This is a genomic window from Microbacterium amylolyticum (genome assembly GCF_011046975.1).
GTDB lineage: Bacteria > Actinomycetota > Actinomycetes > Actinomycetales > Microbacteriaceae > Microbacterium > Microbacterium amylolyticum.
Genome location: NZ_CP049253.1, coordinates 2,217,450 through 2,231,318, shown reverse-complemented (window position 1 = coordinate 2,231,318; position 13,869 = coordinate 2,217,450). Strand labels below are relative to the sequence as shown.

The 13,869-nt window shown below is 63.9% G+C and carries 8 protein-coding genes; 2 read left to right on the top strand and 6 right to left on the bottom strand.

Annotated features, from left to right (window positions below):
- Nucleotides 1–11: 11 nt before the first annotated feature.
- Both G6N81_RS10775 and G6N81_RS10770 read right to left on the bottom strand, forming a co-directional pair.
- Nucleotides 12–1,070, bottom strand: coding sequence for a hemolysin family protein (locus G6N81_RS10775; protein WP_165136736.1), 1,059 nt, complete (start codon nt 1,068–1,070; stop codon nt 12–14).
- A complete protein-coding gene (locus tag G6N81_RS10770; RefSeq protein ID WP_165137905.1) occupies nt 1,067–2,398 on the bottom strand; it encodes a hemolysin family protein in 1,332 nt (443 codons plus the stop codon). Before G6N81_RS10770 ends, G6N81_RS10775 begins: the two co-directional genes overlap by 4 nt.
- 305 nt (nt 2,399–2,703) lie before the next feature.
- On the opposite strand from G6N81_RS10770, the gene G6N81_RS10765 reads away from it, so the two are divergent.
- On the top strand, nt 2,704–6,381 hold the full coding sequence (locus tag G6N81_RS10765; protein WP_165136733.1) for a multifunctional oxoglutarate decarboxylase/oxoglutarate dehydrogenase thiamine pyrophosphate-binding subunit/dihydrolipoyllysine-residue succinyltransferase subunit: 3,678 nt from the start codon (nt 2,704–2,706) through the stop codon (nt 6,379–6,381).
- Between the two features lie 115 nt (nt 6,382–6,496).
- A complete protein-coding gene (locus G6N81_RS10760; protein WP_165136730.1) occupies nt 6,497–7,315 on the top strand; it encodes an SseB family protein in 819 nt (272 codons plus the stop codon).
- A 21-nt stretch (nt 7,316–7,336) separates the two neighbouring features.
- Here G6N81_RS10760 and G6N81_RS10755 read toward each other — a convergent pair whose 3' ends face one another.
- From G6N81_RS10755 to G6N81_RS10745, 4 genes are all read right to left on the bottom strand, one after another.
- The gene (locus G6N81_RS10755; RefSeq protein WP_165136727.1) at nt 7,337–7,501 is read right to left on the bottom strand and encodes a zinc-binding dehydrogenase; all 165 of its coding nucleotides are present in this window, start codon (nt 7,499–7,501) and stop codon (nt 7,337–7,339) included.
- A complete protein-coding gene (locus tag G6N81_RS12990) occupies nt 7,468–7,713 on the bottom strand; it encodes an alcohol dehydrogenase catalytic domain-containing protein (RefSeq protein WP_378730649.1) in 246 nt (81 codons plus the stop codon). Before G6N81_RS12990 ends, G6N81_RS10755 begins: the two co-directional genes overlap by 34 nt.
- A gap of 71 nt (nt 7,714–7,784) precedes the next feature.
- Nucleotides 7,785–8,069 (bottom strand): GNAT family N-acetyltransferase, encoded by a 285-nt coding sequence (locus tag G6N81_RS10750; RefSeq protein WP_241244965.1) that lies wholly within the window; start codon nt 8,067–8,069, stop codon nt 7,785–7,787.
- A 78-nt stretch (nt 8,070–8,147) separates the two neighbouring features.
- Entirely contained in the window at nt 8,148–13,859 is a 5,712-nt protein-coding gene (locus G6N81_RS10745) for an immunoglobulin-like domain-containing protein (protein ID WP_165136724.1), read from the bottom strand.
- Nucleotides 13,860–13,869 lie beyond the last annotated feature (10 nt).

Sequence of the window (13,869 nt, the reverse complement as noted above, 5' to 3'; positions counted from 1 at the left end):
CGTCTCAGGCGCTACCGCCGCCGAGACCTCTCGGTGGCATCATGCACTTCGCCGATCAGCTCTTCGAGAATGTCCTCGAGGAACAAGGCGGAGACCGTCTCGCCCGTTGCGTTTCGCACGCGGGCAACGTGGCGGCCTTGCTGACGCATGAGCGCCAGCGCGTCCTCCAGGTCGGTCGCGGCAGAAACGGGCACGAGACGGTGGATGCGCTTAGCCGGAATCGGCTGCGTCATCTTGCGATCCGTTTCGGCGTCTTCCGCACGCAGGACGTCCTTGATGTGGACGTAGCCGATCGGGTCATGTTCATCATCGACGATCACATAGCGGGAGTAGCCATGCGTGGCAACGGCGCGCTCAATATCGGCGGGCGTTGCGTTCTCGGGCAGGGTGACAAGCTTTTCGAGCGGGACGCCGATATCGCCGGCGACCTTGTCGGTGAACTCAACGACGGCGGCGACCGTGCCGGAGGAGTCAACGAGGACACCCTCGCGACGCGATTGGCTGACGATCGTTGCCACCTCGTCCAGTGTGAACGTGGATGCGGCCTCGTTCTTCGGCTCGACGCCCACCATCCGCAGCGCGGCGTTCGCGATGCCGTTGAGCACCCAGATCACGGGGTGAAACAGCTTCGAGACCGCGACAAGCGGCGGTGCGAGCAGCAGAACGGCCCGGTCGGGAAGCGAGAACGCGAGGTTCTTCGCGACCATCTCACCGAAGACAACGTGCAGATACGACACGAACAGAATCGCGATAATCACCGCAACGGTCGACGCAACGGCTTCCGACATTCCGGTCAGTCCCAGCGGTCCCATCAGCAGGTGATGGATCGCCGGCTCGGAAACGTTGAGGATCAGCAGCGAGCAGATCGTGATGCCGAGCTGGCTCGTCGCCAGCATCGCCGTTGCGTGCTCCATCGCGTAGAGGGCGGTTTTCGCCGTGCGAGATCCCTTTTCCGCCCGCGGTTCGATCTGCGATCGACGCGCGGAGATCACCGCGAACTCCGCGCCAACGAAGAAGGCGTTTCCGAGCAGGAGGACAACAAGCCACGCCAGACCAGCCCAGTCGTTCATCGGGTACCCCCTTCGATGGCGTCAGCATCGGCATGTGCAGGAACGGGGTCCGGAACGAAACGCACGCGCGCCACACGACGGCCGTCCATGCGCGCGACGACGATGGCGCCGTCGTCAACGCGAACGGTGTCTCCTGTGGATGGCACCTTTTCGAGGGTGGCCATGATGAACCCGCCGACCGTGTCGTACGACTCGTCCTCCGGAACGTCGATTCCCACGCGCTCACGCACCTCGTCGGGGCGAAGATCGCCCGGGAACGTCACGGAATCAAGGTGACGAACAACGCCAGCAGTGCGCCGATCGTGTTCGTCAGCCACCTCGCCGACGATTTCTTCCACGAGATCTTCCAGTGTGACAACGCCGCTCGTTCCGCCGTACTCATCGATCACAACGGCCATCTGGTAGCCGCGAGTTCGCAGCTCCGCGAGGAGCTGGTCGAGGTGCACCGTTTCCGGAACGCGGAGGGGCTCGGTCATCAGAGCACCAACGGGAACATCGTGTCGCCGTTCGCGGGGAACGGCGATGGCCGCTTTGAGGTGAACGACTCCGACGATGTCGTCAAGATCATCATTGAATACGGGGAACCGACTATGGCCCGTTGTTCGCGCGAGCATCATCACCTGATCGGCGGGATCACCGACGGCAACGGCATGCATGCTCGGCCGCGGCGTCATCACGTCGTCGGCCGTGAGGCGTGCAAAGGTGAGCGAGCGGTCGAGCAGCGATGCCGTGTCCTTTTCCAGAACACCCGCCATCGCGGAACGACGCACAAGGCTGGACAGTTCCTCGGCCGTACGCGCCCCCGAAAGTTCTTCCTTCGGCTCAACGCCCATCGCCCTCAAAATCGCGTTCGCGCTGCCGTTGAGCAGAACGATCGCGGGGCGGAAGACGGTGGTAAAACCGATCTGCAACGGCGCGACAACTTTCGCCGTTGCGAGGGGAAGGGCCAGGGCGAAGTTCTTCGGGATGAGTTCACCGATGATCATCGACAAGAACGTGGCAATGGCCATCGCGATGACCGTGGAAATCGCCTGCGCGCCGGCCTCTGGCACCCACTGTCCGAGCACGGGGTCCAGTAGCGAGGACATCGCCGGTTCCATCGTGTAGCCCGTGAGGAGCGTTGTCAGTGTGATGCCCAGCTGAGCGCTCGAGAGGTGCGTCGAGGTATGACGCAGCGCGGAGATCGTCATCGTCAGGCGGGTTTCGCCCCGCTCGCGACGCGCTTCCAGATCGGCCCTATCGAGATTGACGAGCGCGAACTCGCTCGCGACGAAGATGCCGGTGCCAATGATGAGGAGGACACCCACACCCAACATGATCCAATCCATCACAGCCGGGCTCCTCCCTCCTCGGGGAGTTGCGCCTGGGGCGGGTGGGATCGGGTGGGCGTGGGTCTGCGACTAGGAGGGTCATCCATGATCAGGTGATCATAGACGATGGGGATGACCGAACGTCACGGGTCACAGCGGGCACCCGGTGCCATCACGGCGTCGTCACAGCCCGGAATTTGCTCTACGCGGCACTTCAGTTCCCAGCGCGCGCAGGGGCAGGCATAACGTAGGCTGGAAGCCGTGTGTGCGACCCGCTGGTCGCGCGTCGAACAGCATTTCATCGATGAAAGTGGGATCTGACCGTGTCGAGTCAGGTGACGGGTGTCGGGACGTCGTACGACGGAGGATTCGGGGCCAACCAGTGGCTCGTCGACGAACTCTTCCAGCAGTACAAGGTCGATAAGAACGCCGTCGACAAGGAATGGTGGCCGATTATGGAGCAGTACGCCGCTCAGAATGGCCAGTCCACCGAGCAGCAGGCGCCCCCGCAGAAGACGGCGGCGAGTGACGTTCCCGCGGCAAAACCCGCGACAAACGGTTCACCCCCCGTAGCGCGGACAACAGCCAAGCCTGCGGCCCCCGCGCCGATCCCCGCCGAGCCTGAGTCGAAGAAGACATCGAGCGCCGCGTCGGACGATTCGGCCGCCTCGGACAAGGTCACCGTCCTCAAGGGGATGACGAAGACCCTCGCCAAGAACATGGACCAGTCGCTGACGGTCCCGACGGCGACGAGCGTTCGCACGGTCCCCGCCAAGCTGATGATCGACAACCGCATCGTCATCAACAACCACATGGCGCGTTCGCGCGGTGGCAAGGTGTCGTTCACACACCTCATCGGCTGGGCGCTCATTCAGGCCCTCAAGGTCTTCCCCAGCCAGAATGTCTACTACGCCGAAGTCGATGGCAAGCCGAGCGTCGTCGCTCCCGCCCACATCAACCTCGGTATCGCAATCGACCTGCCGCGCCCCGACGGCTCGCGGGCGCTGATGGTTCCCAGCATCAAGAACACCGAGTCGCTCTCGTTCCGCGAGTACCTCGATGCCTACGAAGACCTCGTCAGCCGTGCTCGCGCGAACAAGCTCGGGGCGAGCGACTTCGCGGGAACGACGATTTCGCTCACCAACCCCGGCGGAATCGGAACCGTTCACTCGGTTCCGCGCCTCATGCAGGGCCAGGGCGCGATCATCGGCGCGGGCGCGCTCAACTACCCGGCAGAGTTCCAGGGCGCCAGCCAGAAAACGCTGAACGAACTGGCGATCGGTAAGACGATCACGCTCACGAGCACATACGACCACCGGGTCATCCAGGGCGCGGGCTCGGGCGAGTTCCTCAAGATCGTCCACGAGCTGCTCACGGGTCAGAGCCACTTCTACGACGACATCTTTGCCGCGCTGCGGATTCCCTACGCTCCGATCCGCTGGAGCGCCGACGTCTCTGTTGACGTCGCCGAGCGTGTCGACAAGACAGCGCGTGTTCAGGAGCTCATCAACGCCTACCGCGTTCGCGGTCATTTGATGGCGGACATCGATCCCCTCGCCTTCGAGCAGCGCTCGCACCACGACCTTGAGATCGAATCGCACGGCCTCACATTCTGGGATCTCGAGCGCGAGTTCGTCACGGGTGGTTTTGGCGGTAAGCGTCAGGCGAAGCTGCGCGACATCCTCGGTGTTCTTCGCGACACGTACTGCCGCACCACCGGCATCGAGTACATGCACATCCCCGACCACGAGCAGCGCGAGTGGTTCCAGCAGAAGCTCGAGCGTCCCTACGAGAAGCTCGACCACGACGAGCAGATTCGTGTGCTCGGCAAGCTCAACCAGGCGGAAGCTTTCGAAACCTTCCTGCAGACGAAGTATGTCGGGCAGAAGCGATTCTCGCTCGAGGGCGGCGAGTCGCTCATCCCGCTTCTTGACCGCGTGATCGACGGCGCCGCCGCGGCCGGCCTTGAAGGCGCCGCGATCGGTATGGCTCACCGCGGGCGTCTCAACGTGCTCACCAACATCGCCGGGAAGACCTACGGCGATGTGTTCAGCGAGTTCGAGGGCGCTCTCCCCGGCAACAAGCGCGGTTCGGGTGATGTGAAGTATCACATCGGCACCGAGGGCACGTTCCACGCCACGGACGGCCGGGACATTGACGTGTACCTGGCGGCGAACCCCTCGCACTTGGAAACGGTCGACGGCGTTTTGGAGGGCATCGTCCGCGCCAAGCAGGACCGCCACGACCGCGGATCTTTCCCCTGGCTGCCGATCCTCGTCCATGGCGACGCCGCCTTCGCCGGGCAGGGCGTTGTTCTCGAGACTCTGCAGATGTCCGAGTTGCGCGCATACCGCACGGGCGGAACGATCCACGTGATCGCCAACAACCAGGTGGGCTTCACAACGCTGCCGCAGGATGCTCGCTCGTCGTACTACGCCACGGGCCCCGCCAAGGCGATCGCTGCGCCGATTCTGCATGTCAACGGTGACGACCCCGAGGCGGTTGTTCGCGCCGCCGAACTGGCATTCGAATACCGCCAGAAGTTCCACCGCGACATCGTCATCGACCTCGTCTGCTACCGCCGCCGTGGGCACAACGAGGGCGACGACCCCTCGATGACCCAGCCGCTGATGTACGGCCTGATCGAGGCGAAGCGTTCCGTCCGGCGCCTGTACACCGAGTCGCTCGTTGGCCGTGGCGACATCACGGAAGAAGAGTACGAGGCCGCGAAGGCGGACTTCCAGAACCGCCTCGAGATCGCGTTCGCCGAGACGCACGCGGCCGAGACCGGCTCGATTCCCGTAGTCCCGGATGGCGATTTCGACGAGCCCGTCACAACGGTGCCGGAGACAACCGGCGTTGACGTCGACGTCATCACGCAGGTGGGCGACGCCCACGCCAACAAGCCGGCCGGCTTCACGGTGCACACCAAGCTGCAGCAGCTGCTCGACAAGCGCGTGCAGATGTCCCGCGAGGGCAAGATCGACTGGGCGTACGGAGAGCTGCTCGCTTTCGGTTCTCTGCTGCTCGAGGGAACGCCCGTTCGTTTGGTCGGCCAGGACTCCCGCCGCGGCACCTTCGTCCAGCGCCACGCGGTTCTGCACGACCGCGTCAACGGTCAGGAATGGCTCCCCCTCCAGAACCTCGCCGAGGATCAGGCTCGTTTCCAGGTGTACGACTCGCTACTCAGCGAATACGCTGCGCTCGCGTTCGAATACGGATACTCCGTTGAGGACGAGAACGCGCTCGTGCTCTGGGAGGCACAGTTCGGTGACTTCGTCAACGGCGCCCAGTCGGTCATCGATGAGTTCATCTCTTCTGCCGACCAGAAGTGGGGACAGGAATCCGGCGTTGTTCTGCTTCTCCCCCACGGCTACGAGGGCCAGGGCCCCGATCACTCGTCGGCTCGTATCGAGCGTTTCTTGCAGCTGTGCGCGCAGGACAACATGACGGTGGCGCGCCCGTCCACGCCCGCGTCGTACTTCCACCTGCTGCGCCGCCACGCCTACCAGCGCCCGCGTCGCCCGCTCGTGGTCTTCACGCCGAAGGCGATGCTTCGCCTTCGCGGTGCCACCAGCGAAGTTGCCGACCTCACGCAGGGCACGTTCGAGCCCGTGATCGGCGACGACCGCGGCCTCGATGCCAACGCTGTCACCCGCGTGCTCGTTCACTCGGGCAAGATCCACTGGGATCTGCGCGGCGAGCTGCAGAAGAACCCGAACGACGCGATCGCTCTCGTGCGCGTGGAGCAGTTCTACCCAGCCCCGGTTGAGGAGCTGCGCGCGGCGCTTGCGTCGTACCCGAACGCTGAAGTCGTGTGGGTTCAGGATGAGCCCGAGAACCAGGGGGCATGGCCGTTCATCCAGCAGTGGCTGTCTCCGAGCGTCGGACGTGAGTTCACGGTGGTGTCGCGTCCCGCTGCGGCCGCGCCGTCGACCGGCTCGTCAAAGGTGCACGCGATCGAGCATGCTGATCTGATGAAGCGCGCCCTCGGTAGCTGATCTGAGAGCATAAAACGGGCGGTGCCACGGCTTTTCAGCCGTGGCACCGCCCGTTTTATGAGGAAATGATGACGCCCATTCGCGCACGCGCGACCTGGCGCGTAGCGTGGTGGGGATGACTTCTTCGCAGCCGAGCGGCACTCAGCCGTCAAACATCGTGCAGAACACCCGCGTGCAGGAGGCCCTGGAGGCCTGGTCGACGCAAAAGGACCCTCAGACGCACAGCGATGTTCTTCGTCGCGCCGCGTCCGGCAAGCTCCTCCTGGACATCTCCAGCTCGGAGTTCGCCGACCCCGCAAACCCGATGCAGGAGGGCGACAAGCTCGCCGTCACCTCTGTTTCCGATGGCGAAGGCAAGGACCTGCTGCTGGCGTTTACGGAAAACCCGCGCCTTGAGGCGTTCTCACCGGCCGAGAAGACGACCTCGCTGGCACAGCCCGGCGCGGCAGCCCTGAAGCAGGCAATGGAAAACCACGATGGCATCGTGATCGACGCGGGAACTCCCGGGGCGTTTGTGGCGTACAGCGATGAGCTCGGCCGCGCGTTCGGCGATAGCCCCGCAGATGCCGCACAGCTCGCCTCGGCTCTCGTTGATGGCGGCGTGCAGCTGGACGCCTTCGTTCGGATGCTCAAGGACGCCGTCGTGTACGTCGGAGGACTTCCCGTCACCGACGAAGCCGGAGAGGTCACGGGATACACCGTCGCCACCGCAACGCACCCGGACGGCCGCCAGCTGCACGCGTTGTTCACCAGCCCCGCCGAACTCTGGGCATGGAAGTCAGACGCAATCGCCCAGCCGACAACTCTTGATCGTATTGTCGCCTCCGCAGCGGAGGACGGCATGCAGGGTCTCGTTGTGAACCCCGTTGGCCCTGCCGCCGAGCTTTCTCTCGACTGGTTCGAGGTCACGGGCGACGACCAGACCGCAAAGTAGCCGCTAGAAGCGCGGGGCGTGTCAGTCGATTGTGACGACGACCTTGCCCGCCCCGCGCCCTCTGCCCAGCGAGGCAATGGCACGCTGAGCGTCGTCAAGGCCATACGTGCCGGTGATGACCGGGGAGACGTGCCCGCGGGCGATCAGTTGCGTCAGGTCGATGACCGCCGGTGTCGATGATCGCATCGTACGGCCGCCGCCTCCGGGAGCGAAAGCCGTTCCGGCTTCGGCGTAAGGCGATCAACTCGTGCTCGCGCGAACTCCGCCAGGGATCCGTCGCCCACGATCGCGGTTCCGAAAACAACGTCGCCGGCGACGACATCCGTGACGCCCGCGCCAACGGAGTGAACGGTTCCGGCAACGTCCAGCCCGAGAACCCGCCCGCCACGCAGTGGCATCAAGCGAACCGGGAACGGACGCCCCTCAAGAAAATTGCTCCGGAGATACGGAACGCCACGTCATGTGACGGTCACTCCAGAACGTTCGCGCGCTCGGGGTTCTTCTCGAACCACCCCGCGACATAGGAACACATGGGGACGATCGTGAGCCCGCCCGCCGCCTCGATCGCGTCAACGGCACGCTCGGTGATGATCCCCGCGTAGCCCTTGCCACGATGTTCGGGGCTCGTGTACGTGCGCGTGAGCGAAACTGCCTCGCCCGAGACCTGGTATTCGAGAGCGGCGACAAGCTCACCCTCCGCGCGCAGCTCGTAGCGAGACGAATCGGGGGCGTCCGTGAAGATCAGATCAGTCATGATCCGATTCAACACGAACGCCCCGGTTCGCGTGCGGTGTGGGCTCGTCCTCAGGGGGAAAAGACGAGCCCACACGTTCTATGCGCGCTGTCGGCGCAGGCTACGGACTCCGAGGAGTCCGGCGCCGCCGAGCAGCATCGCCGCGAGGGCGATCAGGCCGACCTGAGTGGCAGGGAAGCCACCCGTCGGAGCGAGATCGTCATCGTCGTTGCCAGGAGCGACCGGGTTCGCGCCGCCATCGCTGTCAGCAGCGGGCGCTGCCTCGATGGTCACGGGAAGCTCCAGTGTGCCGTAGGGAGTGATCGCGACGAGCGTGTGCTCACCAGCAGGAGTGTTGGCGGGAATCTTCAGCGCAGCGCTGATCGTTCCGTTCTCATCCGCGGTCAGACGCGCAAGCTCGATCGGGTCCGAGTGCAGTTCGAACACGACCTCGTCGCCCTCGAGCAGACCCGTGAGCGTGATGGACAGCTCGCCACCGGCAACAACCGTGCCGGCTTCTGCTGTGAGCTCTAGCTCACGCTGATCGCCATCGCTACCCGAGGCATCTGCCTGAGCGTCCTGGTCCGATCCAGCGGCCGACGCATCAGCATCCGCACCCTCATCCGAACCAGCAGCCGACGCATCAGCATCCGCACCCTCATCCGAACCAGCAGCCGACGCATCAGCATCCGCACCCTCATCCGAACCAGCAGCCGACGCATCAGCATCCGCACCCTCATCCGAACCAGCAGCCGACGCATCAGCATCCGCACCCTCATCCGAACCAGCAGCCGACGCATCAGCATCCGCACCCTCATCCGAACCAGCAGCCGACGCATCAGCATCCGCACCCTCATCCGAACCAGCAGCCGACGCATCAGCATCCGCACCCTCATCCGAACCAGCAGCCGACGCATCAGCATCCGCACCCTCATCCGAACCAGCAGCCGACGCATCAGCATCCGACGCATCAGCATCCGCACCCTCATCCGAACCAGCAGCAGCCGTCGCGTCTGCATCAACATCCTGGCCGTCGTCGCCGACGTGGACGATCGTCGCGATCGCGGGCGTTGCCGCCGCGTTCTCGAGCCACCCGCGCACCTCGAGCGATTCGCCCGACGCGAGACCGGAGTGATCGAACTCCTCCCAGACAACCCCAACGGCCACCTGTTCGTTGTTGATCGTCGCAAGGGCCGTCTCCGGCAGATCAACCGACTCATCGGCGTCCGAAATCTCAATCTCGAACGATTCGACAGCCGTCACCAGACGATCAGCCTGGTAGGCCTCGAGAACGCGGTCGTTCTCTTCGCGGGTGATCGGCATGACCGTTCCGTGACGCGGCGACTGCGGGAGCCTCGACGAATCGAGAACTTCCCAGGTCTTTCCGCGGTCGGTGCTGGTCATCGCCGCGTAGCCGGCGCCGCCGTGGTAGCCCGGCTGGTCAACGAACAGGTACCAGCGGTCGGGGTCTCCGATGGCGGGGAAGATCGTCGGGCCTTCACCCTGTGTAAAGGTCGACGTGTTCCCCGTGGGGTTGACGTACTGCTGGCCAACACCGATCTTGTCGGAGACGAGGCTCCACTCGTTCGGGTCATCCGTTGTTTCGAAGGGATCGGCGATTCCTTCGTGCTCGACCGTGGCGCGCAGGTGGTTCGACTGCTCGAGGTAGATCGTCATGTCTGCCTCGTCCTTCGTGAACCGGAAGTACGTGTCGTCTTCCTTGATCACGCTGGAGTCGATCGTGCCGCGACCGGTTCCGCGCTTGGAGTCGATCCAGATCTCCGGCTCCGTGAAGTTCACGAAGTCACGCGTGACGGAATACATCATGCGGTTGTAGTTCTGAAAGTTGTCACGCCCCTCGATCTCCGGGGTGTCATAGAGGTTCGAGGCCCAGAACACCAGGTAGGCACCGATCGATTCGTCCCAGAACGCCTCGGGAGCCCAGGTGTTTCCCGCGAGCTCATCCGACACCTTCACGTGACGCTGCTCAGACCAGTTGACGAGGTCGTTAGACTCCCAGATCTCCAGGTACAAGCTTCCCTCGCGCTGATCGCGGCCAAAGTCCGTTCCGGCAGCGGTGTTGAGGTCGGTAGCGATCAGGTAGAACCGGTCGCCGTCCGGGGAGCGCATGATGAACGGGTCACGCAGACCCTCGGTGCCCATCGTGGACTCCAGCACCACGTTTCCGTCGTTGAGGTTGCCCCAGGTGAGTGCGTCGGCGCCCTCGCTCAACGAGAACCGAATGGCCTCGCCGCCCGGAGGCGTCGGCCCGCCCTCGCCCGTGAAGTAGGAGAAGAAGTAGGACGCGAATTCGTCCAGCTCCGTCGCCGCCTTGACGATCACGGTGTATTCGCGCTCGGCATCGCCCGATGTCGCGGTCAGGGTGACCTCGACATCCTCGTCGCCTCGCGTGACGACACCGGCAAGTGTTTCTCCGTCGTCATCAGTCGTGATGATGCCCGCAGGCGTCGCGTTCCATTCGATGGGCTCGCCATTCAGCGGGCCCGCAGCCGGAAGCGTGATGTTGCCACGGATGTCGTCTGCTCCGAAGATCTCGACAAGCGAGAGGTCTTCTTCGGCGGGCGACATGGTCACGATTGCGCTGACCGTTCCCGCATCGTACGCAGGGCCGTCACCAACGAGGTTGTACGCCGTGATCGTTACGGTGTAGTCGCCCTCGGCAACAGCACCGAAGTCGACGGTGGTCACACCCGACTCAACGGACTCTTCGTAACGCTCAGGCCCGTCGAGAACGACGCGGTATCCCTCAATCGGCGCATAGCCCGCGCTGGCCGGCGCGGTCCATGACACGGCGACACGGCCGTTCGTTTCCGATACCTCGGCGTCCGATGCGGATGCCGGGGGCGCCTGGACATCATCCAGGAAGAGCTGCTCTGCCGCGTCCTCGTCCATCGCGCCGGTGAAGACACGCAGGTCGCGGAATGCGGCAGCGTAACGGGTGTCGGCCGGGTACGGCGAGCGACCGAGGTAGGCGACCATGTCGCCCGAGAACTCGCTGACCAGCATCGACTTCGCCACGGGGGCACCCACCGGCTGACCGTTCACGTAGGTCGTGATCGATGTTTCGTCGATGACCGTCGTGTACTGCGCCCATGCACCGCGAAGACCATTTGCCGTGCGTGACGTGGCGGCGTTCGTTGCGCCGACCTCCGTCGACCAAGGCGAATCAGCGCTCGTCCCGTTTGTCATGACGCTCTTCACGAACCCGTCGGGATTCGCCGGGTTGAGAATCCAGTAGTGCGGCGGATATCCGCTGGTCACGCGGCTGCCGAATGTCAGGGCTGCCGAGTTTCCGTTGCCGGCATCGCGACGAATCCACGACGAAATCGTCATCTTCTCGTCGGCCGTGAACAGCTCAGCCGGAAGCTCAACGTACGGCCCGGACGTGCCACCCGTGAGGGTGAGGCCGTCATCGAACGTCGCGTTGCCAGAGATCGTTCCGTCGAAGTCTCCGACGGTGTCGGTGACATCCTCGCCCAGCGGGAGGTGCGCGCGAAGCTCAACATCCGTCGGATCGACCGGGTCAACCGGTTCTTCCTCTTCCGGACCCCATGCCTCGAGCAGACGCTCGTGCTCTTCCTTCGTTACCGGCATCACGGTGCCGTGACGCGGTGCTCCGGGAAGGTTGAACTCGGCAGGAACCTGCCAGTCGGGGTCGTCCAGGCTGTCGCTGACGAGAGGAATGTAGAAACGTCCGCCATACTCGTCAACGAACAGGTAGTACTTTCCACCACCGTTGACGTCGGCCGGGTTCGCCTGGAAGATCGTCGGTCCCTCGATTGCGCGAGTACCGGCGTTCGCACCGATGCCGTTGGTGACGAACTCCCATTCGTCCGTTGCCGCGAGCAGGCTCGTCGACTGCTCCTGGAGGATGTCGTTCGAGCCACCCTCCTCCTTCGTGAAGCGGTGGTAGGTGTCTCCGTCCTTGATCACCGTGGTGTCAATGCGGCTGTGGGGCGGGGTGTCCTGCCAAACCTGCGCCTCGGAGAAGTTCACGAAGTCACGAGTCGTGGCGTACATCATGCGGTTGTAGGTGTTCGTGGCGTGTCCGGGATCGTTCTCCGGGTACAGCTTGGACGCCCAGAACACGACGTACTCGCCGATTTCGTCGTCGTAGAACGCCTCGGGCGCCCAGGTGTTGCCGGCGTTGTCCGGCGAGACCTTCACGTGACGCTGGTCCGACCAGTTCACCAGGTCGGTGGACTCCCAGATCTCCAGGTACTGGCTCCCGTGACGCTGCATGTAGTTCCAGTCGTGGTTCACCCCCGGAGTCGACAGGTCGGTCGCGATCAGATAGAAGCGGTCACCCTCGGGTGAGCGGATGATGAACGGATCGCGCAGACCCGTCGTTCCCTCACTCGATTCGAGAATCGGCTGCTGGTCATTGAGGTACTGCCAGTTCAGCGCGTCATTTCCCTCACTTGCGGCGAAATAGATCTTCTCGCCGTCCCACGAGTTGCCGGTGAAGTAGCTGAAGACGTATCCCTCGAACTCATCAAGTTCAACCGCAGCGAGTACGCGTGCCGTGAACGACTTCGTTCGGGTCTCCCCTGCGTAGGAGATCGTCGCGGTAAGGCCTACCTCGGCGTCCTCGGACTGGCGCGTGACGATGCCATCCTCCGCGACGACAGAAGCGTCATCTGACTGCCACGTGATGTCCAGGTCTGCTGGCGCTCCGGGAACCGTGGAGGGAAGCGTGAGGTTTCCCCGCACGTCGTCGATGTTGACGACGTCGAGCGCGTTGTAGGCGTCGTCGAGCGTGCGTGCCGTTGTCGGCAACGCGACGACGGTGGCGTCGAATGTCTTCTGATCGCTCGCCTCGCCACGGGTCAGCGTCGCCGTGAGCGTCACCGACGCGTCATCCGAGCCGGCCGCGGGGCGCGTCACCGTGCCGTCCGGTGCGATCACGCTGTCATCGGACGAGGCCCAAACGATCTGCGTTCCGCTCGCTCCCTGAGTAGGGAGGGGTAGGTTGCTTGTGAGTGCGGAGAGATCGCCGAGATCAAGAACAGCCACGGCATCGGCGAGGCGGTCAGCGTCGCTGGGGGCGAGTTCCTGTACCTGCTCAGCGGTGAGCGCCTGATCGTACAGGCGGAAGTCGCGGAGCTGGCCCGTAAACAGGCGGTCAGCAGCGTAGTTGGATCGCGCGAGGTAGTTGTGCGTGCTCACACCTCCGCCGATCTCACCCGGTGTTGCAGCGGTGTCCGTGTTCTCCGCGATCAGCTCACCATCAAGGTAGAGATGTGACGCTCCGTCACCGACCGTGTATGTGAGTGTTTGCCACACACCGCGTACGAGAGGAGCGTCGCTCCGCGCGTTGTGTTCGGCGTTCCAATGGTCGAGGGAGATCACTCCGCGGGTTGCGGGGTTCCCGGTGAGGAACAGGTATCCGTCTCCACCGCCCGGAGTTCCTGTGGCCTGGTTACCGAGGCCGACGATGAAGTAGTTCCCCTGCTGGGAGTCATCGACGAGCACATCGAGGCTGACGGTGATCTCGTCAAGCCCCGCCATGATGTCGTTCGGCAGACGAACATCCGCGTCAGTTCCGTTAAAACGGATTCCCTGATCGCCTAGGAGCTCGGCGCCGCCGCGGATCTCGCCGTCCAAACCATCACCGGCCGCGTTCTGCGCGACGGTGCCTTCGGTTTCTGTCAGCGGATAGTGCACAAATGGCTGTGGGCCATCATCTGCCAGCGCGGGTGGCGCAGAAATCAGTGTCGCTGCGAGGCCTCCCGCTGCGGCGAACGCTATGGCTGAACGCCGCGCTCGTCTTCCTTGTATGTGCGTCATCGCTACTTTG